This is a genomic window from Nocardiopsis sp. NPDC006938 (assembly GCF_042869555.1).
Lineage (GTDB): Bacteria > Actinomycetota > Actinomycetes > Streptosporangiales > Streptosporangiaceae > Nocardiopsis.
Genome location: NZ_JBIAGA010000013.1, coordinates 143,736 through 169,822, shown reverse-complemented (window position 1 = coordinate 169,822; position 26,087 = coordinate 143,736). Strand labels below are relative to the sequence as shown.

The 26,087-nt window shown below is 70.3% G+C and carries 23 protein-coding genes, 1 tRNA gene and 1 pseudogene; 11 read left to right on the top strand and 14 right to left on the bottom strand.

The window, feature by feature from the left end; genetic code table 11:
* Positions 1-245 precede the first annotated feature (245 nt).
* Positions 246-1,985, bottom strand: a complete 1,740-nt coding sequence (locus ACFYL4_RS19870) for a pyruvate dehydrogenase (RefSeq protein ID WP_387519828.1) — start codon at positions 1,983-1,985, stop codon at positions 246-248.
* Between the two features lie 217 nt (positions 1,986-2,202).
* Here ACFYL4_RS19870 and ACFYL4_RS19865 point away from each other — a divergent pair, with 217 nt between their 5' ends.
* The 3 genes from ACFYL4_RS19865 to ACFYL4_RS19855 all read left to right on the top strand — a co-directional run bounded on the left by ACFYL4_RS19865 (position 2,203) and on the right by ACFYL4_RS19855 (position 5,715).
* Complete coding sequence (locus ACFYL4_RS19865; RefSeq protein ID WP_387519826.1) at positions 2,203-2,979, top strand: SGNH/GDSL hydrolase family protein; 777 nt, start codon at positions 2,203-2,205, stop codon at positions 2,977-2,979.
* A gap of 109 nt (positions 2,980-3,088) precedes the next feature.
* The gene (locus ACFYL4_RS19860; protein ID WP_387519824.1) at positions 3,089-5,104 is read left to right on the top strand and encodes an FAD-dependent oxidoreductase; all 2,016 of its coding nucleotides are present in this window, start codon (positions 3,089-3,091) and stop codon (positions 5,102-5,104) included.
* A 23-nt stretch (positions 5,105-5,127) separates the two neighbouring features.
* Positions 5,128-5,715, top strand: a complete 588-nt coding sequence (locus ACFYL4_RS19855) for a PadR family transcriptional regulator (RefSeq protein ID WP_387519822.1) — start codon at positions 5,128-5,130, stop codon at positions 5,713-5,715.
* Here ACFYL4_RS19855 and ACFYL4_RS19850 read toward each other — a convergent pair.
* The 5 genes from ACFYL4_RS19850 to ACFYL4_RS19830 all read right to left on the bottom strand — a co-directional run bounded on the left by ACFYL4_RS19850 (position 5,712) and on the right by ACFYL4_RS19830 (position 7,961).
* Positions 5,712-6,125, bottom strand: a complete 414-nt coding sequence (locus tag ACFYL4_RS19850) for a VOC family protein (protein ID WP_357769169.1) — start codon at positions 6,123-6,125, stop codon at positions 5,712-5,714. The genes ACFYL4_RS19855 and ACFYL4_RS19850 overlap by 4 nt on opposite strands.
* Positions 6,126-6,326: 201 nt before the next feature.
* Positions 6,327-6,414, bottom strand: a tRNA-Ser gene (locus ACFYL4_RS19845).
* Positions 6,415-6,424: 10 nt separating this feature from the next.
* Positions 6,425-6,877, bottom strand: a complete 453-nt coding sequence (locus ACFYL4_RS19840; RefSeq protein ID WP_357769180.1) for a nucleoside deaminase — start codon at positions 6,875-6,877, stop codon at positions 6,425-6,427.
* Between the two features lie 49 nt (positions 6,878-6,926).
* A complete protein-coding gene (locus ACFYL4_RS19835) occupies positions 6,927-7,415 on the bottom strand; it encodes a tRNA adenosine deaminase-associated protein (RefSeq protein WP_357769170.1) in 489 nt (162 codons plus the stop codon).
* 45 nt (positions 7,416-7,460) lie between these two features.
* Positions 7,461-7,961, bottom strand: coding sequence for a tRNA adenosine deaminase-associated protein (locus tag ACFYL4_RS19830; protein ID WP_040694274.1), 501 nt, complete (start codon positions 7,959-7,961; stop codon positions 7,461-7,463).
* Between the two features lie 324 nt (positions 7,962-8,285).
* Between ACFYL4_RS19830 and upp the strand changes: the two genes are divergently transcribed.
* The 6 genes and pseudogenes from upp to ACFYL4_RS19800 all read left to right on the top strand — a co-directional run bounded on the left by upp (position 8,286) and on the right by ACFYL4_RS19800 (position 12,770).
* Positions 8,286-8,939: a uracil phosphoribosyltransferase gene (gene upp, locus ACFYL4_RS19825; protein ID WP_357769171.1), complete on the top strand. Its 654-nt coding sequence runs from the start codon at positions 8,286-8,288 to the stop codon at positions 8,937-8,939.
* Between the two features lie 422 nt (positions 8,940-9,361).
* Positions 9,362-9,604 carry a hypothetical protein gene (locus tag ACFYL4_RS19820; RefSeq protein WP_357769172.1) on the top strand — a complete coding sequence of 81 codons (243 nt, stop codon included), beginning with the start codon at positions 9,362-9,364 and terminating at the stop codon, positions 9,602-9,604.
* Positions 9,605-9,988: 384 nt separating this feature from the next.
* Positions 9,989-10,153 (top strand): hypothetical protein, encoded by a 165-nt coding sequence (locus ACFYL4_RS19815; RefSeq protein ID WP_017545737.1) that lies wholly within the window; start codon positions 9,989-9,991, stop codon positions 10,151-10,153.
* Between the two features lie 20 nt (positions 10,154-10,173).
* The gene (locus ACFYL4_RS19810; protein ID WP_357769173.1) at positions 10,174-10,683 is read left to right on the top strand and encodes a PH domain-containing protein; all 510 of its coding nucleotides are present in this window, start codon (positions 10,174-10,176) and stop codon (positions 10,681-10,683) included.
* 258 nt (positions 10,684-10,941) lie between these two features.
* The gene (locus ACFYL4_RS19805) at positions 10,942-11,181 is read left to right on the top strand and encodes a hypothetical protein (RefSeq protein ID WP_357769174.1); all 240 of its coding nucleotides are present in this window, start codon (positions 10,942-10,944) and stop codon (positions 11,179-11,181) included.
* A gap of 527 nt (positions 11,182-11,708) precedes the next feature.
* Positions 11,709-12,770, top strand: a pseudogene (locus ACFYL4_RS19800) (ATP-binding cassette domain-containing protein).
* Between the two features lie 326 nt (positions 12,771-13,096).
* Here the strand turns inward: ACFYL4_RS19800 and dnaB are convergent.
* Complete coding sequence (dnaB, locus tag ACFYL4_RS19795; protein ID WP_387519818.1) at positions 13,097-15,694, bottom strand: replicative DNA helicase; 2,598 nt, start codon at positions 15,692-15,694, stop codon at positions 13,097-13,099.
* Positions 15,695-16,043: 349 nt separating this feature from the next.
* Here dnaB and ACFYL4_RS19790 point away from each other — a divergent pair, with 349 nt between their 5' ends.
* A complete protein-coding gene (locus ACFYL4_RS19790; protein ID WP_387519816.1) occupies positions 16,044-17,393 on the top strand; it encodes an MATE family efflux transporter in 1,350 nt (449 codons plus the stop codon).
* 77 nt (positions 17,394-17,470) lie between these two features.
* On the opposite strand, the gene ACFYL4_RS19785 is transcribed toward ACFYL4_RS19790, so the two are convergent.
* The 6 genes from ACFYL4_RS19785 to ACFYL4_RS19760 form a co-directional block, all read right to left on the bottom strand.
* Entirely contained in the window at positions 17,471-18,304 is an 834-nt protein-coding gene (locus ACFYL4_RS19785; RefSeq protein WP_387519815.1) for a peptidoglycan recognition family protein, read from the bottom strand.
* A gap of 177 nt (positions 18,305-18,481) precedes the next feature.
* The gene (rplI, locus tag ACFYL4_RS19780) at positions 18,482-18,928 is read right to left on the bottom strand and encodes a 50S ribosomal protein L9 (protein WP_017545729.1); all 447 of its coding nucleotides are present in this window, start codon (positions 18,926-18,928) and stop codon (positions 18,482-18,484) included.
* Between the two features lie 27 nt (positions 18,929-18,955).
* Entirely contained in the window at positions 18,956-19,192 is a 237-nt protein-coding gene (gene rpsR / locus ACFYL4_RS19775) for a 30S ribosomal protein S18 (RefSeq protein ID WP_013155832.1), read from the bottom strand.
* A 116-nt stretch (positions 19,193-19,308) separates the two neighbouring features.
* Positions 19,309-19,902 carry a single-stranded DNA-binding protein gene (locus ACFYL4_RS19770; protein ID WP_387519812.1) on the bottom strand — a complete coding sequence of 198 codons (594 nt, stop codon included), beginning with the start codon at positions 19,900-19,902 and terminating at the stop codon, positions 19,309-19,311.
* 118 nt (positions 19,903-20,020) lie between these two features.
* A complete protein-coding gene (gene rpsF, locus ACFYL4_RS19765; protein ID WP_357768979.1) occupies positions 20,021-20,311 on the bottom strand; it encodes a 30S ribosomal protein S6 in 291 nt (96 codons plus the stop codon).
* 269 nt (positions 20,312-20,580) lie between these two features.
* On the bottom strand, positions 20,581-23,427 hold the full coding sequence (locus tag ACFYL4_RS19760; protein ID WP_387519810.1) for a transglycosylase domain-containing protein: 2,847 nt from the start codon (positions 23,425-23,427) through the stop codon (positions 20,581-20,583).
* Between the two features lie 861 nt (positions 23,428-24,288).
* Here ACFYL4_RS19760 and ACFYL4_RS19755 point away from each other — a divergent pair.
* A complete protein-coding gene (locus tag ACFYL4_RS19755; protein ID WP_357768975.1) occupies positions 24,289-25,359 on the top strand; it encodes an inositol-3-phosphate synthase in 1,071 nt (356 codons plus the stop codon).
* Between the two features lie 88 nt (positions 25,360-25,447).
* On the opposite strand, the gene ACFYL4_RS19750 is transcribed toward ACFYL4_RS19755, so the two are convergent.
* A complete protein-coding gene (locus ACFYL4_RS19750; RefSeq protein WP_387519807.1) occupies positions 25,448-25,990 on the bottom strand; it encodes a GNAT family N-acetyltransferase in 543 nt (180 codons plus the stop codon).
* Positions 25,991-26,087 lie beyond the last annotated feature (97 nt).

The window sequence follows — 26,087 nt, the reverse complement described above, 5'->3', positions numbered from 1 at the left end:
GACGTCCTCCCGGGTTTCCGGATGGGCCCGGTCCCTGTGTGTGGACCGTCGCCGCCCGCCGAACTCATCGCCCCTATCGCCCCCATCGCCCGTGCCGTGATCGGGCGCGACCGGGGCGGCGGCTCCCGGCGGCGCCGAGGGATCGGGCGGCGGCCGGGCGTGGTTCGTCTCCCACGCGGTTCCGCCCTCCCCACGCCGGGACCGACTCGGCGACATGTCGACACGTCGATGCGCCGACGGGTCGACTACGGCCGGGGGATGTTGCGCAGGTTGGAGCGGGCGAGGTCGATCATCGACCCCACCCCGCCGCGCAGGACCGTACGGCCCGCCGAGAGGGCGAACCCGGTGACCTGATCGGCGGTGATCCGGGAGGGCATCGAGAGCGCGTTGGGATCGGTGACCACGTCCACCAGCACGGGTACGTCGGCGGCCAGGGCGTCGCGCAGGGCGTCGCGGACCTCCCTGGGGTCCTCGACCCGGATCGCCCGCATGCCGACGGCCTCCGCGATCCGCGCGTAGTCGACGGGCGCGTGGTCGGTCTCGAAGGGCGGCATCCCGTCCACCATCATCTCCAGCCGCACCATGCCGAGCGACGAGTTGTTGAACACCACCGTCGTGATCGGCAGGTCGTGCTGGTGGACGGTGACGAGTTCACCGAGGAGCATGCTCAGTCCGCCGTCCCCGGACAGCGACACGACCTTGCGGTCCGGGGCCGCGTAGGCGGCGCCCACAGCGTGCGGCAGGGCGTTGGCCATGGTGCCGTGGGTGAAGGAGCCGATCACGCGGCGGCGGCCGTTCGGGGTGAGGTAGCGGGCGGCCCACACGTTGTTCATGCCGGTGTCGACGGTGAAGACGGTGTCGTCGGGCGCCAGGGCGTCGAGGACGCTCGCCACGTACTCGGGGTGGATCGGCGTGTGGTGTTCGATGTCGCGTGTGTAGGCGTCCACGACCTTGGTCAGGGCGCGTTCGTGGCGGCGGAGCACGTCCTTCAGGAAGGAGTCGTCCTCCTTGGGCCGGACCGAGGGGCGCAGGGCCCGCAGGGTCGCGGCGACGTCCCCCTGGACACCGAGCCGGAGGGGGACGCGGCGGCCCAGGCGGCGCGGGTCGCGGTCGACCTGCACCACGTTGTCCCGGGGCAGGAAGTCGTCGTAGGGGAAGTCGCAGCCGAGCAGGACCGTGAGGTCGGCCTCCTGGAGGGCGTCGTAGCAGGCCCCGTAGCCGAGGAGGCCGATCATGCCGACGTCGTACGGGTTGTCGTACTGAATCCACTCCTTGCCGCGCAGGGTGTGGCCCACCGGTGACGAGATCCGCGACGCGAGCTCCATGACCTCGTCGTGGGCGCCTCGGGTGCCCGCCCCGCAGAACAGCGCGACCGTGTCGGCCTCGTTGATCCGGCGGGCCAGCTCGCGGACGTCGTCCTCGGCGGGCCAGCAGGTGGCCCTCCCCGCGGTGACGGGAGTGGTGTCGGCGGGGCCGGTGGCCTTCCTCCCGGCGACGTCGCCGGGCAGGACCAGCACGGCGACGCCGGGGGTGCCGAGGGCGTGCTGGACGGCGATCCGCGCCAGCCGGGGCATCTGGTCGGGGTGGGAGACCAGTTCGCGGAACTCGGTGACGTCGCCGAAGAGCCGCTCGGGGTGGGTCTCCTGGAAGAAGCCGGTACCGATTTGGCGGGACGGGATGTGGGAGGCCAGCGCGAGCACGGGGGCTCCGCTGCGCTGGGCGTCGTAGAGCCCCTGGACGAGGTGGGTGTTGCCGGGCCCGCACGACCCCGCGCAGACGGCCAGCCCGCCGTCGATCTGGGCCTGGGCCGCGGCGGCGAAGGCGGCGGTCTCCTCGTTGCGGACGTGCACCCACTCGATGCCGTCGGTGGTGTGGACGGCGTCGACCACGGGGTTGAGGCTGTCGCCCACGACCCCGTAGATCCGGGTCACTCCCGCCGCGACCAGGGTGCGGACGAGCTGTTCGGCGACGGTGTTCCTGCTCATGGCGGACCCTCCCGGGGCACGGCGCGGGCGGGGGCCGGACGTGTCGCCCCCGGACCACGCTAGGAGCGGCCCGGCGGTCTGTGCCGGACCGCCACGCTCGTGGCCCCGTCCATGCCGAATCGGGACCGGTTCGGGAGGTTGATCCGCGCCTGGGTGGTGAACAAGGTGATTAGTCGTCTTTTTGAGTATTGGCCAGTATCCGGGAAAGGTGCGGGACATGAGGTTGGACGGGAATCTGCGGTACGTCGCCCTCGGGGACAGTCAGACCGAGGGGATCGGGGACGGCGACGAGGGGTCGGGGTACCGGGGGTGGGCGGACCGGTTCGCGGAGCACCTGGCGGCGACGGGGGCGCGGGTGGACTACGCCAACCTCGCGGTGCGGGGCCGCCTGGCCGGGCAGGTGCGCGAGGGGCAGCTCAAGGACGCCCTGGAGCTGCGTCCGGACGTGGCGACGGTCTTCGCTGGGGTCAACGACCTCCTGCGCCCCGGCTACGACGCGGGTGCTGTGGTGGGCCATCTGGAGGTGATGTTCGCCGAGCTCACCGGGGTCGGCGCCCGGGTGGCCACGCTGACCTTTCCCGACATCGCGCGCATCGTCCCGTGGGCGCGGCCGTTGGTGCCGCGCGTGCTCGACTTCAACGAGCGGGTCCGGGAGGCGGCGGGGCGGCACGGGGTCGCGGTGGCCGACACCGCCGCCCACGCGGTGGCGGCGGACCGGCGCCTGTGGGGCGCCGACCGGCTGCACTGCTCTCCGGAGGGCCACCGGCGGATCGCCGGGGCGGTGGCGCACGCTCTGGGCATCCCGGGCAGCGACCAGACGTGGGCCGACCCGCTGCCGGAGCGCCCCGCCCCCGGTGTGTTCCGGTCGGCGGCGTCGGAGGCGGTGTGGCTGGGGTCGTTCCTCGGCCCGTGGGTGGTGCGCCGCATCCGGGGCCGCTCCTCCGGGGACGGCCGTACGGCCAAGCGCCCCGTTCCGCTTCCGGTGGAGGTCTGATGAGGCCCCCGGTCGGCCCCGGGGCGCCCCGCGACCCATTGTGCAACTTGTTGCATAATGGGGGCGGGCGGCAGGACACCGCCCCCGAGGCACCCCGCGAGGAGAGGTCATGAGCGAGTACCCCCACCTTCTGGAACCCCTGGACCTGGGCTTCACCACCCTGAGGAACCGCGTGATCATGGGCTCCATGCACGTCGGCCTGGAGGAGGTCCCGGGCGGGTTCGAGAGGATGGCCGCCTTCTACGCCGAACGCGCGCGCGGCGGCGTCGGCCTCATCGTCACGGGCGGCATCGCCCCCAACCCCGAGGGCGCCACCTTCACCGGCAGCGCCAAGCTCACCGACGACGCCGAGGTCGCCCAGCACCGCGTCGTCACCGATGCCGTGCACCGCGAGGGCGGACGGATCGCCATGCAGATCCTGCACACCGGCCGCTACGCCTTCAGCGAGGACTCCGTCTCCGCGAGCGCCCTCCAGGCCCCCATCAGCCCCTTCGTGCCGCACGCCCTCACCGAGGACGAGATCGAGCGCACCATCGAGGACTTCGCCCGCTGCGCGGAGCTCGCCCAGCGCGCCGGGTACGACGGCGTCGAGATCATGGGCTCCGAGGGCTACCTCATCAACCAGTTCGTCGCGCCCGCCACCAACAAGCGCGAGGACCGCTGGGGCGGCTCCTTCGACAACCGCGTCCGCCTCCCCCTGGAGATCGTCCGCCGCGTCCGCGAACGCGTGGGCGGGGAGTTCGTCCTCGTCTACCGGCTGTCCATGCTCGACCTCGTGCCCGACGGCTCCACCTACGACGAGGTCGTCGAGCTCGGCAAGCGGATCGAGACGGCCGGAGCCGACATCATCAACACCGGCATCGGATGGCACGAGGCGCGCGTCCCCACCATCGCCACCTCCGTGCCGCGCGGCGCCTACACCTGGATCACCCAGCGCCTCAAGAAGGAACTGACCGTGCCCCTGGTGGCGGTCAACCGCATCAACACCCCCGAGATCGCCGAGCGCATCATCGCCGAGGGCCGGGCCGACATGGTCTCCCTCGCCCGGCCGATGCTCGCCGACGCCGACTTCGTCGCCAAGGCCGAGGCGGGCCGCGCCGACGAGATCAACACCTGCATCGGCTGCAACCAGGCCTGCCTGGACCACACCTTCAGCCTCAAGGTGACGTCGTGCCTGGTCAACCCGCGCGCCTGCCACGAGACCGAGCTGGTCCTCTCCCCCACGAAGACCCGCAGGAACGTGGCCGTGATCGGCGCCGGTCCCGCCGGTCTCGCCTTCTCGGTCTCCGCCGCCGAGGTCGGCCACACCGTCACCCTCTTCGACTCCGCCGCCGAGATCGGCGGACAGCTCAACATGGCCCGCCGCGTGCCCGGCAAGGAGGAGTTCGACGAGACCCTGCGCTACTTCCGGGTCCAGCTCGACAGACACGGCGTGGACGTGCGCCTGAACACCACGGTGACCGCCGCCGACCTCGACGGCTACGACGAGGTCGTCGTCGCCACCGGCGTCACCCCGCGCACCCCGGACATCCCCGGCGTGGACCACCCCAGCGTGGTGAGCTACGTGGACGTGCTGCGCGGCGGCGCGGAGGTCGGCGCGCGGGTCGCTGTCATCGGCGCGGGCGGGATCGGCTTCGACGTGGCCGAGTTCCTCACCGACGGCGGCGAGGGCACCAGCCAGGACCCAGGGGCGTTCTTCCGCCAGTGGGGCGTGGACACCGAGTACCGGGAGCGCGGCGGTCTGGGCGCGCCCGAGCGGAACGCCCCGCCCCGCACCGTGCACCTGCTCCAGCGCAAGGCCTCCAAGGTCGGCAAGGGGCTCGGCAAGACCACCGGCTGGATTCACCGGCTGGAGCTGCGCCACCGGGGCGTGGAGATGGTCGCGGGCGCCGAGTACCGGCGGATCGACGACGAGGGCCTACACCTGACCGTGGACGGCGAGGAGCGCGTGCTCGCCGTCGACACCGTGGTGCTGTGCACGGGCCAGGAACCGCGCCGCGACCTGGCCGACGAGCTCACCGCCTCCGGCCGCCGCGTACACGTGATCGGCGGCGCCGACGTGGCCGCCGAACTGGACGCCAAGCGCGCGATCAAGCAGGGCACCGAGCTGGCCGCCGCCCTGTGACCACCCCTACCTAGAATGCGCTCATGTCCCTGCCCCACGCGATCCTGACCGCCCTGCTGGAGAAACCCTCCTCCGGACTGGAGCTCACCCGGCGCTTCGACCGCTCCATCGGGTACTTCTGGTCCGCCACCCACCAGCAGATCTACCGGGAGCTGGGCAAGCTGGAGAAGGCGGGGTTCATCCGGGCGCTGCCGACCGACTCGCCCACCCGGGGCCGGCGCAAGGAGTACGAGGTGCTGGTCCCGGGCCGGGAGGAACTGGGGCGCTGGGTCGGCGAACGGGAGGAGCCGCGGGCCCTCCGCGACCCCCTGATGCTGCGCCTGCGGGCCGCGGGGGTCGTGGGGGTGGGCGACGACCTGGTCGAGGAGCTGCGGCGCCACCGCGAGCTGCACTCCGCCCGGCTGGCGGAGTACCGGGAGTTCCAGCGGCGCGACGCCGAACGGGGGCACGGGACCGAGCGGGACCGTGTGCAGGCCCTGGTGCTCCAGGGCGGGATCGATCTGGAGCGCTTCTGGGTGAACTGGCTGGAGGGGGCGCTGGCCGACCTGGCGGGTCCGGCTCCGGCCCCCGGGGCGGCCGCCCCGGGGGCGTCTCCCCCGACCGCGCCCTAAGGCGGGCCCTGCGCCGCCGCCTCGGCGGACATCCAGACGACCTCCCACAGGTGGCCGTCGGGGTCCACGAAGCTCCGGCCGTACATGAACCCGTGGTCCTCGGTGTCGCGCGCCCGGCCCGCGCCGTGCGCCAGGGCGGTGTCGACCAACCGGTCGACGTCCTCGCGGTCCTCCGCCGAGACGGCCACGATCACCTCGGTCGAGGCCGAGGCGTCGGCGACGGGTGTGAGGGTGAAGGTCGCGAAGAACTCCTCCACCAGGAGCATCACCGAGACCTCGGGGCCGACGATCATGCGCGTGGCCTTCTCGTCGGTGAAGTGCGGGTCGAACGTGAATCCCAGCCGCGTGAAGAAGTCCACGGAACGGTCCAGGTCCTTCACGGGCAGGTTGAGGAACATCTGGCGGCCCACGGGACGGCCTCCTCCGGTCGGTGTCGGTCCTTTCCTCCAGTGGACACGCGACTTCGACAAAGGGCCGTAGCGTGCGGGGAAAGACTCGGCACGGTTTCACGGCACGGCCCACCGGGCCCCTCCCGGGCGCGCGGGCACCCGCCGGGCACACTCCCCCGGGCACACCAAAAAGCCGCCCCCGGCTGTGCCGGGGGCGGCTGGTGGCGGTGGATGAGGGATTTGAACCCTCGAAGGGTTGCCCCTTACCCGCTTTCGAGGCGGGCGCCATCGGCCACTAGGCGAATCCACCGAGAGGTACTCTACCGGACGCGGCGCCGTGCGAAAAACCCGACGAGCAGTTCCGAGCACCGGTCGGCGATGTCCTCGCTGATCAGATCGGGTGGAACGACTTCGGGGCGGTGGTTCTGCCGGGGGTCCCTGACCAGGTCCCACATCGACCCGACCGCACCCGCCTTGGCGTCGCGCGCGCCGTACACCAACCGGTCCACCCGGGAGAGCACCGTGGCCCCCGCGCACATCACGCACGGCTCCAGGGTGACCACCAGGGTGCAGCCCGAGAGGCGCCACTCGCCGCGCGCCTCGGCCGCCGCGCGCAGCGCGAGCACCTCGGCGTGACCGGTGGGGTCCCCGGTGGCCTCGCGCTCGTTGCGGCCCCGCCCGAGGACGGCCCCGTCCGGGCCCAGCACCACGGCCCCGACCGGAACGTCGCCGGTGGCCAGAGCCCGTTCCGCCTCGGCCAGGGCGGCGAGCATCGCCTCGTCGACCGCGCCCCGGTCGAGTGCGGGCAGACCGCTCACCCGGTCACAACCGCATCGTGTCGAGGAGGTCGACGAAGCCGGAGCGTTCGGCGACCACCGCGATCATGTCGCCGGGCAGCACACCGCCGCCCACGGACAGTTCGGCGAGCTCGTCCTCGGTCACACCGAGGTCGGAGAGGATGTGCCCGTCGCCGACCGGCCGGGGGTCGGGACGCGAGCCCGCGCTCTCCTCTGGCAGCGAGGCGCCCAGTCCTCCGGCCTCGGAGAGCACACCGGCCAGCGGGTGGTCGTGCACCACCCTCCCGTCCGAGAGGTACACCCTCGGGTCCGGGCCCGACTCGTCCATCCGGACGACCGCGAGCCACTCGTCGTCCGCGTCCACGAACAGGAGGGTCAGGTCACTGCCCCAGTCCGTGGCGAGGTCCAGCATGAGGTCGGTGACGTCGTCGATGGCCCCGACGTCACCGAGATCGACCTCGGTTCCCCGCCACGTCCCGCCGTTCGGAGAGAAGACCGCTGCGAAGGTCGACACCGCGTGCCCCCCTGATCTCTACCCTGGTCGTCTTCCAGGCGTGCCCTACCCCATACCGTCGAGGACACGCTGAAAGGCCTGCGCGAATCCCAGCCGTTCGGAGACGCTCGCGAGCACCTCGTCCGGGTACAGGTCCAGATCGCCCGCGAGGGCGCCCAGCTCCATCTCGTCCAGACCCAGGTCGGCGACCACGGACAGGTCGCCCGCGGGCAGGACCTGGTCGAGGTCGTCGTCCTCGGGGAGGTCGATGTCCAGGTAGTCCAGGGCGTCCCGCGCGACCTGCCAGTCGACCGAGGCGGTCACGTCCGACAGGAAGAGGGAGACCTCCTCGCCGTACACCCGGACGATGATGAAGAAGTCGTCGCCGACCGACACCAGCCCCAGGGAGCCGCTGATGCTCGGCTGCTGGCGCAGGGCGTGGATGAGCCCCTTGAGATCGTGTGTCAGCGCGACGGGAAGGAGGTCGACGTCCCAGTACTCCTCTTCCCTGTACGCGACGGCCGCGAAGTCACCCGAGTCGTCGTCACCATGATCGAGCACTGTCATCGTCACCCCAACCCGGACGGTGTTTCGGTGCGGACGAGTGGCGCCCGGCCCGCCCGTGCGAGTGCCATGGTAACGATCACCCTCACTTCGCCGTAGACCCTCGTTCGCCGTGGAACGCCCTAACGCTCTCACGAGACACGGGTCTCCCGCGCCCCCGTGACCGAACCCGTGCGCTCCCGTTTCCCAGTCGACGCCGCCGAAGCGGCGCCCGCGGGAGCGCGGCGGCCGCGGGGAGCCCTGGTTCGGGTGATACGCGCGGTTAGACTCGGGCTGACCCCTCTCCCCATCCACCGTCCCGTTATCCCAGCTCACCCGGAGAACGCTTTGGAAACCCTGGTCGTCGACCACCCCTTGGTCGCGCACAAGCTGACCACCCTGCGCGACGTGCGGACCGACTCGCCGACCTTCCGGCGGCTGACGGACGAGCTGGTCACCCTGCTCGCCTACGAAGCGACGCGGGACGTCCGGGTGACGGAGGTCACCATCGAGACGCCGCTCGTGGAGACCACCGGCACCCAGCTGTCGCGCCCCACCCCCCTGGTCGTCCCGATCCTGCGCGCGGGGCTCGGCATGCTCGACGGCATGACCCGCCTGCTCCCGACGGCCGAGGTCGGCTTCCTCGGGATGGCGCGCGACGAGGAGACCCTCCAGCCCGCGACCTACGCCGACCGGCTCCCGCAGGACCTGTCGGGCCGCCAGTGCTACGTGCTGGACCCGATGCTGGCCACCGGCGGGACCCTGGCCGCGGCGCTCAAGCTGCTCGTGGACCGGGGCGCGGACCACATCACGGCGATCTGCCTGCTGGTGGCCCCCGAGGGTCTGGTCGCCGTGGAGCAGAAGCTGGCCGAAACCCTGCCCGACGACCACGGCGCCACGCTGCGTGTGGTGACCGCGGCGGTGGACGAGCGCCTGAACGAGAACGGCTTCATCCTGCCGGGGCTGGGCGACGCGGGCGACCGCCTGTACGGCTGTTCCTGAGCCGCACTCCGCAACACGCGTCACGAGCGCCCGACCGGATCACCGGTCGGGCGCTTTTTCGGTTCTTTTTCGGCCGGGGTGAATGAACGTCCGAAAATCGGGCATTGGTCCCTTCGTGCACACGGAACCGGGTGGGTCACCCCAGGTGGACGCAGCCAGGACCGGCGACCGAACGAGGCGGCGCTGCATTAGCCGAATTCGTTTCGAGATGGGAACGTAACAGAGGAGAGTGATCATGGTTCCTGACGGCCCGTAACTGGGCGCACTCGCAGGACCGAAACACCCCAAAGGGGCCCAGCCCACTGATATCCGAACTCCGTCGCCTTTCCGGCGCGGCGTTCCGGCAACCCTCCAGTGGCTACACAACGCCCCCGACCGCACACGCGCCGTGCTGTTCCGCCCCCGCAGCCCCAAGGAGTGAGATGCCCGAGAACACCTCCCCCTCGACCGCCCAGGCCGCCCGCGACCCGCGCTTCGGTCCCGTCGTGAACCGCCTGTCGTCGGAGTTCTCCGACGTGCACCACTCCTCCACCGTCTCGCGGTGCGTCGACGCGGCCAGACACGGCGCCCAGGACGTGACCGGCCGGGCCACCCCCGACCTCGTGGAGCGGATCGCCAGACAGCACCTCCAGGTCCTCGCCCTGGCCTTCGCGGAACAGCGCTAGACACCCAAGGCACTCCCTTACCGGTTTCGGGCCCACACTTGCGCCCTCTTCGGATAGCGAAGAACCGGGCCTCTCGCGGGCCGCGCCGAGCTCCCGGCCCGTGCCCTCCGAAACCCGGCCTCGGGCCGTCGTGCCCGTTCCACGACACCAGACGGGCCACCGCGAGCCCGATTCCACCGCCCTGACCTGCGCCCGAACGGAAACTCTTTCCGGACCACCCGTCACCCGGTTACCAACACCACCGAAACCGGACACAGCCCGCAAGGGGTGAAGGTCCGACATACCGCCACGCCGAGAGTGCGCTCCAGGCTTTACGGGCAAGATGCTCGATGCGACAATCGCAGCTGGGTTGGTGGGTCAGGTGGATTCCAAGGGGAGTCAGTCGTGGCGAAGTTGAAGAAATGGGGCGGTTACGCGCTCATCGGTTTCGTGGCGTTTTATCTGCTCACGCAACCGGAAAGCGCGGCCGGAGTGATCCAGAGCGGGCTGGATCTCCTGGTGGGCGGCGCTGAGTCGATGTCCCGGTTCGTCAACACGCTGCTGTCGTAGGCGGGGACGGGTCGGGTTTCATGAAGCTCGTAGCCTCAAGCAACGCGGCTCCGGCATCGGTGAACCGCTATCTCCTGCCCCACGAGCAGGACGTCGTGACCATCCGTCGGCACCCCGCTGTCCTCATCGGACCGGTGGGGGCGGTTCTGGTGGCCCTGGTGTTCGCGGCGATCCTGAGCAGGACGATCGGCGCCAACAGCGCCGCGACCCTGGCCCTCGTGTGGTGGCTCTGGCTTCTGGTGCTGGTGTGGTTCGTCTGGCGGGTCGCCGAGTGGTCCGTGGACTACTTCGTGATCACGTCGGCGCGGCTGCTGCTGACCACGGGGCTGATCACCCGGCAGGTGAACATGATGCCGCTGGGCAAGGTCACCGACATGCGGTTCGAGCGCACCCTGCTCGGACGGTTCCTCGGATACGGCACCTTCGTGATGGAGTCGGCCGGTCAGGACCAGGCGCTCAGCAAGATCGCCTTCATCCCGTACCCGGAGCAGCTCTACCTCGAGGTCGTCGGGCTGATCTTCAAGGAGTAGCGGAACGGCACCCGACCACGGACGTTCACGGAGCACCCGCCACGACGGCGGGTGCTTCTTCGCGTCCGGCGCCCGCCGAGTGAACCGGGCCCGGACCGGGTAGTACCGGGTTACCGGTTCGTTCACCTTCCGTTCACTTTGGGGCCTGAACCAGGGCGCGGGACCTGCGCCGCGAGCCCGACACTGGAGAAGGAAATTGACTCTAAGGTGAACATAGGGTTAACTTGGGTCATCTGCTAAGGAAACGAGGAGGGCTTCATGGCACGCAGGACCGAACACGGGCCGCACCTCTCTCGCTCCGCGACCCCTTCTCGGCGCACCCGATCCGCCTCGGCGAGCCGCCGCCTCTCCGGCCTAGCTCCCGAGCCCGCACTGGTCCCGCGCCCCCGCGCGGACCAGGATGACGCCGACACGACCACTTCGGAGCACCCGATCATGCACTGGGTCCTGGTCACCGACGACAACGGCCGCACCCGGCCCGAGGCACGCTGGCTCTAGGCCGCGACGCCGACAACCTTCCACGAAGGGCCGCTCGCACGACGCGGGCGGCCCTTCGCCGTGTCTGACCGGAGCCGCGCGGGCGGGACGCTCCAGGGCCGCAGGGGCCGCCGACGAGCCGCGAGCACTCACGCTCCGCAACCCCCTCATCGCTATGTCGACAAATCGGCAAGACCATAAATCTAAATGCGGACGTCTCTATTTAGCGCCAGCGTCGCCCCACTGCGGTGATCCGTGTCTCACACCACAGGCTCGACGGCTTCAACAACGAGACGTATCGTCTTGCTCATGAGGCTGTATATCCACCTGTGACCCGCGCTGGACGCCCGCGTTCCGAGCACCCGCCCCGCCGCGCACCGGCCCGGGCCGCTCCGTTGGCGTCATGACACCGCGGTCGCGCACGGGCAGCCTCTTTCTCGTTGGTTCTGGTCCCTTGATGCACCCATGTGCGCTGGACCGAAACCCCCTGGCTCTCCCTGCGCTCCGTGGCACCCAGAACCGCCGGAACCACGCAGAACGGGGCCCGCATGCTCCGAACAGACATCCGACACCGATCCCAGCTCGCCCTGAGCGAGGTCGGCAAGCGCTACGGCGACCACACCGTCCTCGACCGCGTCAGCCTCACCGTCGCTCCCGGAGAGCGTGTGGGCGTGATCGGCGACAACGGCTCGGGCAAGAGCACACTCCTCCGTCTCCTCGCCGGGCTGGAGGCACCCGACAACGGGGAAATCACCGTCCGGGCCCCCGGCGGGGTGGGATACCTGCCCCAGACCCTGAAAGGGGTGTCCGGAGGGGTCCCGCTCGGCACCGTCGCCGACGCGATCGACGACGCCCTGCGCGCGATCCCGCGCAAGATGGACAAGGCGGCCTTCGGCCACGGCGCGTTCCGCCTGCGCGGAGCGGCGCACGGCTCCATGGGGCGGGTTCGCAACGCCAAAAAAAGGACCGCCACCCGGTGGCCCCGCCACCGGTCCCGCTGCGGATGAGCGCGGAGTTCACCGGACCGGACGCCGGTCCCGCGACCGCCCCGGTCGCGGAGCTGGAGGGGGTCAGAGTCGACCACCGCCTGGAGGTGCGGGCCCTGGCCGGCCCCCGGCGAGCGGACCCTGCTCACCGGACCGAACGGCGCGGGCAAGACCACCCTGGTCCGGGTGCTCTCCGGGGAACTGGTACCCGACTCCGGTCGGGTGTCGCTGCCCTCGAGCATCGGAGTACTGCGACAGGAGGACGCCCCGGTGCCCTCCGGGCGCACCGTGCTCCAGGCCTACGCGGCCGGGCTCGGCGGACACACGGAGGAGCACCGGGAGGAACTGGCCTCGCTCGGGCTGTTCCGGGTCGCCGACCTCGACCGGCCGGTGGCCTCGCTGTCGGCGGGTCAGCGCCCCCGGATCGAGGTGGCCCGGCTGACCTCCGGCTCCCACGACCTGTTGTTGCTGGACGAGCCGACCAACCACCTCTCCCCCGGCCTCGTCGAGGAGGTGGAGGAGGCACTGTCCCGGTACACCGGCGCGCTGTTGTTGGTGACGCACGACCGGAGGGCACGCGAGCGGTTCTCGGGGCGTCGCTGGAGCTCCGCTCAGGGGCCCTGACCAGCGACTCCGCAGCGTGATGTCGACGTATCTCTTTGTCGACATTACGGCTAGCACATAAGTCGACTAATTGATGGACCGATACAACGGGGTGTGACCGATGCGGCCAGACGGCGCCATCACGGTCACGCCCCGTACACCTCCCCGCCCCACCAGGACACCACCCGTAGGCTGACCGCATGCTCGACGGCACGTCCTCGACCCACCTGGGCCGCCTCGTGCGCGACACCGCCCTGGTGGTGGTGAACCCCGGCGTACGGGTCGGGGCCCGCTCCACGCGAGGGCTCCGGCCCGTCGACACGGTGACACGTCGACAGGTCGACACGTCAGCCCGGCGCCATGTCGACGAACCGGCTGTAGTGGCCCTGGAAGGCGACGGTCACGTCGGCCGTGGGGCCGTTACGGTGCTTGGCCACGATAATGTCGGCCTCGCCCGCGCGCGGGGACTCCTTGTCGTGCACGTCCTCGCGGTAGAGCAGGATCACCATGTCCGCGTCCTGCTCGATCGATCCCGATTCACGCAGGTCGGAGACCTGCGGGCGCTTGTCGGTCCGCTGCTCCGGACCACGGTTCAGCTGGGACAGCGCCACCACGGGCACCTCCAGCTCCTTGGCGAGGAGCTTGAGCGAACGCGACATCTCGGAGACCTCCTGCTGGCGGCTCTCCACCCGGCCGGGCGAGCTCATCAGCTGGAGGTAGTCGACGATCACCAGCTTGAGGTCGTGCTGCTGCTTGAGACGGCGGCACTTGGCCCGGATCTCCATCATCGACATGTTCGGGGAGTCGTCGATGAACAGCGGCGCGCTGGCCACCTCGCCCATCCGTCTGGCCAGCCGGGCCCAGTCGTCATCGGTCATCAGACCGGACCGCATGGTGTGCAGCGGCACCCGCGCCTCGGCGGAGAGCAGACGCATGACGATCTCGTTGCGCCCCATCTCCAGGCTGAAGAAGACGGACGCCATCTCGTGCTTGATGGACGCGGCCCGCGCGAAGTCCAGGGCCAGGGTCGAGTTGTGCGTGGGCACCATGGAACGCGTGGCGAGGAAGAGGTGATCCGGGTGGTCGACCTGGACGCACCGCACGGGGACACCGTCGATCGGGCGAACGTCGGTGACGAACCTCGTTCCAACGCGGGAGTAGGCCCGCCCAGCGGACCGCTCCCGGTGCGCGGCCCGTTTGCGTTCGATACCGAAGACCTCCCGCTCGGAACCGAAGGTCACGGTGTGACAGGTCGAACTCTCCTCCGAGCGCCCCCTGACCCGCTTGGTCGACAGACCGGTGCGGTACCCCAGACTGTGGGCCAGCTCCCGGAAATCCGCCGCCAGGCGCTCGTTGGTGACGGCGAACTGGACCGACCCACCCGCGTTGACGGTTCCGTCGCTGTCCAGGAGCCCCGCCAGGAGTGCCCGGCGTTGAGCGAGCGACGAACGCAGGTACGCCGCGGGAATGTGCTTGTCGCCCAGAACGCCCAGGGTCCGCAGCAGGGCCTGGACACTCCCGTGGCCGTCCCGGCACTGACGGCACCGAACGCTGGAGAAGCAGGTTCGGCCACAGTCGGGGCAGCTGGTGTGCGGAGCCGGTTCCGACACGAAGCGGGCCCGCCCGCCACAGGACTGGCCGCACGTGCGCACGTGCGGCAACTTCGGGACGAAGCTGGCCCCGCAGACCACGCAGGTCTTCTCCGCGACCTCGACCTCCTCCGCCGGGAGGAAGACACCGTAGGTGCACGAAGCGTTCCCCACAGGCTTGGTCACCAGACCGTCGGCCTCGATGTTGGTGAGGACCTCCGGATCGACGGTGGTGATCCGCGCCGAGTGAGAGGCACCGTCCCCCAGCCATATGCCCAGGAAGTAGGGCGGCAGTGGCAGCCGCCGTTCCGGCAGTTCCAAGGGTTCGGTGTTGCTCACCGAGTGGTTCAGTCTCCGGTCCGCGGTCTCCAGACGCACGGTACGGGCGATCTCCTCCGTGGTCCGCACGCCCGGCAGCACCCGGGGGGCGCCACCCCTCGCCCGGGCCTCCTGCGCCGCTCGGCGCGAGGCTCGCGTGTCGGTCAGCCACTGGTGCTGGGCGTCCGCCACCACCACCGTGCCGTCGTCGAAGGTGACCTCGTAGCAGGGGCGGTCCCGCATGACGTCGGTGGCCGCCACCACCCGAGTCGGGGTCCCGTCGGCGGCGAGCAGTTCGTCACCGACACTGACCTCCCCCATGGTCGTCCACCCCTCCGGCGTGGGCAGGGGGGTGTCCAGGGCCAGGGCCTTACCCACGGCCGGACGGGCGGCGATGATCACCATCTGGCCGGGGTGGAGGCCGTTGGTGAGGGCGTCGAAGTCGGCGAAGCCCGTGGGAACGCCGGTCATGCTGCCGTCGTTGGCGCCGATCGCCTCGATCTCGTCGAGGGCGCCCGGCATGATGTCGCCGAGGACCACGTAGTCCTCACCGGTGCGCTTCTCCGCGACCTTGTAGATCTCGGCCTGGGCGTGGTCGACGAGGTCGTCCACCTCGCCGTCGCCCGCGTAGCCGATCTGTGCGATGCGAGTGCCGACCTCGACCAGGCGGCGCAGGACCGCGCGGTCGGAGACGATCTTGGCGTAGTAGCCCGCGTTGGCGGCGGTGGGGATCGCCTCGGTGAGCGTGTGCAGGTAGGGGGCGCCGCCGACCCGGGTGGCCTCGCCGCGCTTGGTCAGTTCGGCGTTGACGGAGATGGCGTCGACCGGCTCGCCCCGTGAGAAGAGGTCCACCACGCTGTCGTAGATGATCTGGTGCGCGGGGCGGTAGAAGTCCGCGGAGCGGATGATCTCGACGACCTGGGTGATGGCGTCCTTCGAGAGCAGCATGCCGCCCAGGACGCTCTGTTCGGCCTGGATGTCGTGGGGTGGGGTGCGCTCGTATCCGCCCTCTTCAGGTGGTTGCTCAGCGACACTCACGAACTTCTCCCCCACACCGGCCGCGTGCGCCGACCCGGATCGGGCCGACTCTTCCAGGATGCCCCATCCGGGGTGGCGAAGACGCCGCTCGGCGCGCCTGTGGACAACCCTCTACCACCACGAGCCGCGCCCTGTGGGGCATGGTGCACAGAGGTTATACACATCACCTGTGGACAACTGTGGACCCCACCCACGACAACCCTCTTGAACTGGGAAAACACGGTTCGCAGTCAAGAGATGCAAGATGTCTCACAGGGTGGCTTTCCACAGGTTATCCACAGGCTTCGCCACCTTCGGTGCCCGACGCCACAGATGCCGTCGAACGCCTGTCCGGTACTGTGGCTCCGTCATGGCACAACTCCTCTCGGCGGCCCCCTTCCGGCACCGCCACGACCGCGAGATCTTCGCCCTCGCGATCCCCACGTTCTTCGCGCTCATCGCCGAGCCGCTCTTCCTGCTCACCGACGCCGCGATCGTCGGCAGTCTGGGTACCCAGGCGCTGGGCGGGCTCGGAGTGGCCGGACAGGTCCTGCTGACCCTCGCGGCGGTGTGCATCTTCCTCGCCTACGGGACCACGGCGGCGGTGGCCCGCAAGTTCGGCGCCGGCGACATCCCCGGCGGCGTACGGGACGGGGTGAACGGGCTCTGGCTCGCGATCCTCCTGGGGATCGCCGCCATCGGTATCGGTTGGCCGCTGGGGCCGTGGATGATCGACGTGCTGGGCGCCTCGCCCGAGGTCGCCCCCTACGCCCTGACCTACCTGCGGATCAGCCTGCTGAGCACCCCGTTCCTGCTCGTCATCATGGCCGGTACCGGGGTCCTGCGCGGTCTCCAGGACGCCCGCACACCGCTGGTGGTCGCGGTCGCCTCCTACGTGGGCAACGCCGTGCTGTGCGCGACCTTCGTGTTCGTGTTCGACTGGGGGATCGCCGGTTCCGCCTGGTCCACGGTGATCGCCCAGGGCGCCGGGGCGTTCTGGTACGTGGCCACCATCGCGCGGTCCGCCCGACGCGAGGGCGTCTCGCTCGTGCCCTCGGTCGCCGGTCTACGCGCCTCGGCCTCGGCGGGGTTCGCGCTGTTCCTGCGCAGCGTGTCCATGCGTGTGGTCGCGCTGGTGACCACCGCCGTCGCGGCCAGGCTCGGGGACGAGTCCATCGCCGCGCACCAGGTCAGCTACAACATCTGGGCTCTGCTGGTGTTCGCGATGGACGCCATCGCGATCGCCGGGCAGTCCATCGTGGGGCGCTACCTGGGCGCCGGTGACGTGCGCGGCACCCGGGACGCCACCCGCCGGATGGTGGAGTGGGGGGTGATGTCCGGGCTGGTGTTCACGGTCGTGGTGTTCCTGGTGCTGCCGTGGGCGCACGTCCCCTTCACCTCGGACCCGAGCGTGGCCGCGCTCATCATGGCGTCGCTGGTGGTCGTCGCGCTCATGCAGCCCCTCAGCGGGGTGACGATGGTGCTGGACGGGGTCCTCATGGGCGCCGGGGACCAGCGCTACCTCGCCTGGGCCTCCCTGTGGACGATGCTGGCCTTCCTGCCGTTCGCGCTGGTCGTGCCCGGTCTCGCCAGCACGGAGACCGGAGGGCTGGTGGGCCTGTGGATCGCCTTCGCGGTGTGGATTCTCGCCCGCGCCGTCACCCTGGGTCTGCGCGCCCGGGGCGGGGCCTGGCTCGTCACCGGCGCCACCCGCCCCTGACCCGGGCCGGGGCGAAGCTCGGGCCCCCAACGAAACCGCCCCTGCCACTCCTGGCAGGGGCGGTGGGGCGCGGGCCGCTAGAAACCGGTGTCGAGGTCGCCGACGGTGGGCCCGTGGTAGAACGTCGCGACCCGCTCGGAGCTGGGGACCCCGGGGTAGCTGGGCAGCTGTTCCAGGGTGAGTTCCCGCCCGGTGTGCCTGCTCAGGTGGCTGAGCTGTTCACGGAGCTTGCTGCCCACGTCGTTGCGGAGTTGGGGCAGCATCGAGTACAGCTTGTCGCCGGGGCAGGCGGTGGAGTTGTAGTCGCGGTGGCCGACGATGGCCTTCTGCGGGTCGAGCCGGTACACGAGGCAGAGCCAGGCGCAGGTGTCGACCAGTGATGACATGAGCGCGCCGGGCGGGGTGGCCGAGGAGTAGGTTCCCTCGTTCTCGATACCGATGGTGTGCGAGTTGTGGTTGGCGGTGTGGGCGCCCACCACGTGCCGTCCGTCGCGGATGGCCTGGAGCGACTTGTCCCGGCCCTCCATGATGTGGCCGCCCCGGCTGATGGTGAGCTGCTGTCCGGTGTCGCTCCAGCCGTTGTTGTCCATGTGGTAGCGCTGGATGGAACGTGAGAGCGCGGCGGCGTGTGTGGTGGAGGTGTCGGACACGTTGGAGGTCGCGGTGTGGTGCACGACGATGTGGGTCGGCCCCTTCGAGAGCACCTCGATACTGCTTTTGGGGGCGCGGGCCTTCCAGTCGGCCCGGGTGTAGACCTTGGGTGTCGCGGCGGCGGAGGCCTGGCCCGCCGCCGACACGCCGAGCGCCCCGCTCAGGAGGACTCCGCCCGCGGTCAGGGCGGCCCCTCGGAGTGCGGTCCTGCGGTCCACCGCGAAGGGGTGGTCGGTCTCGGGTCGTCTCTCAACGGCCATCGGTATGCTGTCCTCTCCGTGCGGAGCGTCGCTGAACGCGACGCGACACAGAGAACACGCTAGATTACAAAGAGTGACCAAAGGGTGCTTATCGTCCCCTCGGCGTGTTCCTGGGACAGGAAGAACCCCGCCCCTCCGAGGAGGGACGGGGTCCGGAGACCGAACGGTCAGTGCGAACTAGGCGCCGACGATGTCCAGCTTGATCGTCGCGGCGACCTCGGGGTGCAGACGGACCTGGACCTTGTGGGCACCGACGGACTTGATCGGGTTCTTGATCTCGATCCGGCGCTTGTCCAGCTCGGGACCGCCGGTGGCCTTGACGGCCTCGACGATGTCCGCGGGCGTGACCGAACCGAACAGACGACCGCCCTGACCGGCGCGCTGCTTGAGGCGCACGTTCAGCGCACCGACGCGGCCGGCGACCTGCTGGGCCTCGTCCAGGGTGCGGATGTCACGCGCCTTGCGGGCGCGCTGGATCAGGTCGATCTGCTTCTGACCGCCGCGGGTCCACCGGATGGCGAACCCTCGGGGCAGCAGGTAGTTGCGACCGTAACCGTTCTTCACCTCGACGACGTCGCCGGGGGCTCCGAGACCGTTGACCTCGTGGGTCAAAATCAGCTTCACGACAAAGACCTCCCTCGGATATCGCCGCTAGCGAGCGGTGCTGGTGTAGGGCAGCAGGGCCACCTCGCGCGCGTTCTTGATCGCGGTCGCGACGTCGCGCTGGTGCTGCGTGCAGTTGCCGGTCACCCGACGGGCACGGATCTTGCCGCGCTCGGAGATGAACTTACGGAGAAGCGTGGTGTCCTTGTAGTCGATGTAGGACTGCTTCTCCTGGCAGAAGAGGCAAACCTTCTTCTTGGGCTTGCGCGCTGCCGGCTTAGCCATCGTGGTGCTCCTTCGCAAGAGCCCCGGGGTCTTCCCGGGGATGGGCTGGGACAAGGAAAAAAGGTGACGCGGCCCCGGGAGGGGCCGGGTCGGGTGTTACGTGGGGAGGCCGCTGTCTAGAACGGGGGCTCGTCGGAGAATCCTCCGTTGTTGCCGCCGCCGAAACCGCCGCCGCCGCCGTTGGTGGCCCACGGGTCGTCGGCCGGGGCGCCGCCCCGGCCACCCTGCTGGCCACCGAAGCCGCCGCCCTGGTTGCCGTAGCCGCCCTGGGACTGTCCGCCCTGGGGCTGGCCACCGCCGAAACCGCCGCCGCCCTGGTTGCCGCCGAAGCCGCCGCCACCCTGGCGCTGCGTCTTCGTCACCTTGGCGGTGGCGCTGCGCAGGGCCGGGCCGACCTCTTCGACGTCGATCTCGAAGACGGTCCGCTTCTCACCCTCGCGGGTCTCGAAGGACCGCTGCTTCAGACGGCCCTGCACGATGACGCGCATGCCGCGCTGAAGGCTCTCGGCCACGTTCTCCGCGTACTGACGCCAGACGGTGCAGGAGAGGAACATGGACTCTCCGTCCTTCCACTCCCCCGACTGACGGTCGAAGGTGCGGGGCGTCGAGGCCACTCGGAAGTTGGCGACCGCGGCTCCACTGGGCGTGAAGCGCAGTTCAGGGTCGTCGACGAGGTTGCCGACGAGCGTGATCTGGGTTTCGCCTGCCATGGATCGGCTCCGGTTCGAGATAGTTCGGGATCAGGCGGTTTCGCCTGCTCCCCGCATCATCCATGCCACCAGGGACAAAAGCGGACGGGCGGGGTCAGGGGGTCAGGGCACCGGGTGCCTAGTGAACCTCGGGACGCAGAACCTTGGTGCGGAGCACGGCCTCGGCGATGCCGAGCTGGCGGTCGAGCTCCTTGACCGTGGCGGGCTTGGCGGTCAGGTCGATGACCGCGTAGATGCCCTCGGAGTTCTTGTCGATGTCGTAAGCGAGGCGGCGCTTGCCCCAGATCTCCGTCTTCTCGACCGAGCCGCCGTCGTTGCGGACGACGCCCAGGAAGTTCTCCAGCGACGGGGCGACGGTGCGCTCGTCGAGGTTGGGGTCGAGGATGATCATCAGTTCGTAACGACGCATGAGCGTACGTTCCTCCTCTGGACTGTCGCGGCCATGGAATCTCCATGGCAGGAGGGCAGGAACCCGGCGTTCGGCCGCCCGGTCCCACCGGGGGCATCGCTCAGGCTCTGAGCCATACGGGAACCAAGATTACCAGCAGCGGAACACCGCCGCGGCTGTCCCGGGAAGGCCCCGCCACCCCGGACCGCCGCGACGACGGAAGGGCCGGTACGCCGGGGTCTCCCCCTTCCGCGTACCGGCCCCTGGCCGTGGCTCCCGCCGTCAGTCGGTCAGTCCCTGGGTCTGATCAGACTGTTGTTGGCGTGGTTGCTCTGGTCACCGCCACCGCCCGGCGGCCAGCCGATACCCGGGCCGTTCTCTCCCTCGTCGTCACAGCTGGGGGGCCGGTTGGGGTTCCCGGGGTCGCATTCGTCCGGGGGGGGACTCTGCTCGTCGTCGCACATGCCCGGCCACAGCTCGACGCATTCCTCCGGCGACTCCCCGTCCTCGCAGCCGGGCTCGCCGGGCTCGCACTCGGACTCATCGGGTGTCTCGCTGGCCTCGTCGCTGGCGTCCTCGCTCGGCTCCGGGCTCTCGCTCGGCTCCGGGGTCGGGAGGAACCTCTGTTCGTCACCCACCCACTGCGGGGCGGGGAACTGCTGGTGCTCCCTGCCCTCCATGGCGACCTCCATGAAGGCCTTCCACACCGTCGCCGAGGTCGTGCCGCCGTAGACGTCGCCGAACTCGGTACCGAAGTCCAGCGGGTCGCCCTGGGCCCGGCTTAGTCCCACCGCCGTGGACAGCTGCGGCGTGTAGCCGACGAACCACGCGGAGACCGCGTCCGAGGAGGTACCGGTCTTACCGGCCACGGGACGGCCGTCGTCGAGGGCCGCCCTCTTCGCCCCGCCCTCCAGGACCGCCTGCTGCATGGCGTAGGTGGCGTCGGCGGCGACGCCCTCCTGGAGGACCCGCTTGCCCTCCTCGATCTCCGTCTCGTCGTCCGGGGTGATCGGCGTGCCGTCGGCGCGCAGGACCTCGGTGACCATGTGCGCCGGGAAGTGCATCCCCTGGGCGGCGAAGGTCGCGTAGCCGCTGGCCATGTCGAGCGCGTTCACCTGGTGGGTGCCCAGCGCGACCAGGGGACCGACGTCGGAGGTGGTCTGTCGGGCCGGGTCGACGCCCATTTCCACGGCGAGTTCGTCCACGCGGCCGGGGTCGACCTCGATCGCCAGGTCCACGTAACTGGTGTTGACCGAGTCCGCCGTGGACTTGATGAGGTCCACCTCGCCGTAGTCGACGTCACCGGAGTTGATGACGGGGTTGGCCAGGCCGGGGAAGTTCAGACCGCTGTCGCCGTCGAACACGCTGCGCAGGCCGATCCCGTCCTCGAGCGCCCGGGCCAGCACGTAGGGCTTGTAGGCGGAACCCGCCTGGGTCTGGTGCACCATCGAGTTGTTGATCACCGTGGCGACGTCGGGCCCGCCGTTGAAGGCGACGATCTCACCGGTGTTCGGATCGACCGCGGTCAGCCCGTGCATGGTGTCGTCGGCGGCGGCCTCCGGCAGGACGTCGAAGGCCGCCTCGGCGGCGTCCATCAGCTCCGGGTCCAGGGACGTCTTGATGACCAGGCCCTCGGTGGCGATGACCGCGCCGGTCACGTTCGAGCCCTCGTACCGCCGCTCGACCTCGTTGATGACGGCCTGGCGGACGTAGCCCTGCTTGGGGTCGTCCACGTCACCCTGGGGCTCGAACTCGATGGTCTCGGGGACCTCGAGCTTCTCGGCCTCGGCCTCGGGCAGGCCGCGCTCCCCGCCGGTGTTCTCGTACATGGCGGCCAGTTGCCGCTGGACGTACGGCCAGCGTTCCTTGTCGAGGTAGTTGGCGGTCCAGGAGTCCGGTTCGGGGTTCTCGAAGTTGCTGGGCATCTGGATGATGATGCCCAGGTAGGCGCCCTCGGCCCGGTCCAGCTCGCTCACGCTCTTGCCGAAGTACCTCTGGGCCGCCATCTCGATGCCCGAGGCGCCTCGGCCGAAGTAGATCGTGTTGAGGTAGGTCGTCAGGATCTCGTCCCGCGGCACCTCCTGGCTCAACTTGATCGAGATGAAGATCTCGCGGATCTTGCGGGTCAGCGGCGGATCGCCGTCGAGGTCGCTGTAGTAGTTGCGGGCCATCTGCTGGGTGATGGTGGAACCGCCGCCCGCCTCGCCTCGGGAGAGGATGGCTCGGCCGATGCCCTTGATGTTGATGCCCGGGTCCTCGTAGAAGGTGGCCTGCTCGGCGGCGAGCACACCGTCGACGACCTCCTCCGGGATGTCCTCGCGCTGGATCGCGACGCGCTGGACCTCGCCGGTGGTGACGGCGACCTCGCCCTTCTCCGCGTCGCCCTGGGCGGCCCAGAGGATCTGGGTGGCGGAGGCGTCCTTCTCGGCGTTCCTCTTGAGGTCGTCCGGGTGGGGCGCCATCGCGTACAGGACCGCGAAGGCGGCCACGCCACCGATGATCATCAGTCCGCAGAAGGCCAGAGCGGGCTTCCACGCCTTGGAGAGGAAGCGTTTGAACCAGGGGCGGTCGTCCGGCTCGTCCTCGCGGGGACGGCGGCGGCCTCCGCCGCCACGGCCGCCACGGCCGCCGGAGGCGGCGGCACGGGAGCCGCGCCCGCCCGAACGGGCGCCGTGCTCGCGGTCGCGGGGGTCGCGGGGGCCGTCGGGGCGGCGTCGGCCGCCCGAGCGCGCGTCGTCCGGCCTGCGCCGGGGACGGTCGCCGTCCTCCGGGCGGCGCGGTCGCTGGCCGTCGGGCCTGCGGCGCGGGCGGTCACCGTCGTCCTCCGGGCGGCGCCTGCGCTGGCCGTCGGGGCGACGGGGCCGCTCACCCTCGGCTCTGCGGCGTCCGCCCTCGGGGCGGGGGCGCCCCTCGGAGCGCGCCTCGTCGCCCGGGGGGCGGGCCCTGCGGGATCTCGGCGCGGGCCGGTCGTCCCCCCGGATACCGTCCTCGGAGTCAGGTCGGCGCCGTCCGCCCGCACGTTCTTCCCGGGGAGGGCCGCCGGCCCTGCGCCTTCCGCCGTCGCCGCGCGGACCGTCGCCCGGGCCGTCGGCCCGGCGACGGCCGCCGTCGGCATTCCGTCGTCGTTCGGTACTCACGTGGTCCTCGATTGCCTCTCACGGCCGCTCGGCCTGACGATTCCTTGGTGGAAACGGGGGTCGGTCCCCCTGGGGGATCGGTGATTCGCGACCTGTGGTGGTGAGCGGCGCCGCTCGGGTGTGGTTCGACCCGGTCCCGCCGCATTCGCCCGTCGTTCAAGGCTTGATAAAGAGACGCCCACTCGGGGGTGAAGGTTTTCAACAGGTCGCGAAGTCGTGGGCCGCTACTTCCTCCTGATCGTTGGCCTGCGGGCGCGCTTCCCCTGCCGCGTCGGTGCTCTGGGCCGACGTCAACGTCGCCGCGGCGTGGCTCCGTTCGGGGGTCTGTACCGGCTTCGCACGCAAATCAAAGGTCACGTTAGAGCGATCGAACGATATAGCACAACCCACGCGCGCGAGTATCTCGCACTATGGAAGATCTCGTCACGGTCTGCCGGGAACCGCCGATCCCTGCGGTTCGGGGGTTCACGGCCCCGAAGGGAGAGCGTGTGACTGCGGTCACCGACGCGGGATCGGCCCGGTGTCGGCCCAGGTCGGAGGCGTTCGCGTGGATCGCTTGGGCATGCGCGCGTCCCGACCCCCGCCCGGGGGTCACGGAGGGTCACCCCTGGGTCTCCGAGACCGCCGACCGCCTGCGCCGCCGTCGCGGGACGCGGATAGAGTCATAGCAGAACAAACCAGCCAGACATGGACAGTTCTCCCCGATTTCGACGGCACTGAGGGGGAACAGAACCGCCGTGCGCGCTGCTGACCACATACGGAATACGAACGCAGGATGACGAGCCCCGGACCGCCGTCGGCGCGGGCCCGTCGCCGTGCGCTGTGGAATCCATGTTCGCGGAGAAGAAGGAGCAAGGACCAATGGGTTCGGTACGTGTAGCCGTCGTGGGTGTCGGCAACTGTGCGGCGTCGCTCGTCCAGGGTGTGCACTACTACAAGGACGCCGACCCGGAGTCCCGGGTCCCCGGCCTGATGCATGTCCAGTTCGGCCCGTACCACGTGAGCGACATCGAGTTCGTCGCCGCCTTCGACGTGGACGCGAAGAAGGTCGGGCACGACCTCGCCGACGCCATCACCGCGAGCGAGAACAACACCGTCAAGATCTGCGACGTCCCGCCCACCGGCGTGACCGTCATGCGCGGCCCGACCTACGACGGCCTGGGCAAGTACTACCGCGAGATCATCCAGGAGTCCCCCGAGGACGCCGTGGACGTGGTCGCCGCCCTGAAGGCCGCCAAGGCCGACGTCCTGGTCTCCTACCTGCCGGTGGGTTCGGACGAGGCCGACAAGTTCTACGCCCAGTGCGCCATCGACGCGGGTGTGGCCTTCGTCAACGCGCTGCCGGTGTTCATCGCCTCCGACCCCGAGTGGGCCGAGAAGTTCACCAAGGCGGGCGTGCCGATCATCGGCGACGACATCAAGTCGCAGATCGGCGCCACCATCACCCACCGGGTGCTGTCCAAGCTGTTCGAGGACCGGGGCGTGATCGTCGACCGCACCTACCAGCTGAACTTCGGCGGCAACATGGACTTCAAGAACATGTTGGAGCGCGAGCGCCTGGAGTCGAAGAAGATCTCCAAGACCCAGTCGGTCACCTCGCAGATCCCGCACGAGCTCAACGCCGGTGCGGTGCACATCGGCCCGTCCGACCACGTGCCGTGGCTGGACGACCGCAAGTGGGCCTACATCCGGCTGGAGGGGCGCGCCTTCGGTGACGTCCCGCTCAACCTGGAGTACAAGCTGGAGGTGTGGGACTCCCCCAACTCCGCCGGGATCATCATCGACGCCGTGCGCGCGGCGAAGATCGCCAAGGACCGCGGCATCGGCGGTCCGATCCTGGAGCCCTCCTCGTACTTCATGAAGTCGCCGCCCGAGCAGTACAGCGACGCCGAGGCGCACGCCAAGGTGGAGAGTTTCATCGCGGGCGAGTAGCCGTACCCGCCCGGGGCCCGCGCGGCCCCGGGCGCGTCGACGTGTCGACGTGTCGACCGGTCCCCCTGTCGACACGTCTCCTTGTCGGCTATCCGCCGACGCCCTGGGCGTGCGCCCCTTCCTCGGTGGTCTCCCGGTACAGGCGCAGCCCCCGGGCCCGGTAGTTGGCGAGCGCGTGCTCGCCGTCCAGGGAGCAGGTGTGCAGCCACACCCTGCGCGTGGGGCCGCGCTCGGGTCGGCGCTCCCCCAGGTCCCAGCCCCGCCGCAGGGCCTCGGTGAGCATGTGGCCGCCCAGGCCGCGCCCGAGGAACCCGGGCAGGAGGCCGAAGTAGACCACCTCCACCGCGCCCTCGGGCTGGGACTCCAGCTCGGCGTAGCCGGCCGGGGTGCCCCGGTCGTACAGGACCCAGGTCTCCACCGCCGGGTCCGCGACCCGGTCGCGCCACTCCTCCAGGGTCCAGGGGGCCCGGTCCGTCCACTGGTAGTCGCCGCCGACGGTCGTGTAGAGGAAGCGGGAGAGTTCGGCGCTGGGGACCTCCGCTCGGACGAAGCGCGTGTCGCCGTCCGGTTCTCGGCCGGGTCTGAGCTCGGCGGGGTCGGTCGTCTCCAGGTACCAGGTGGTGAGGGTCATCGCGCCATCCTCGCACCGGTGGGCCCGACCAGGCCGTCCGGGACTTCCCGGGGGTGGTACCCGGTGCCCGCGGTCAGGAGTCGACACGTCGCCATCT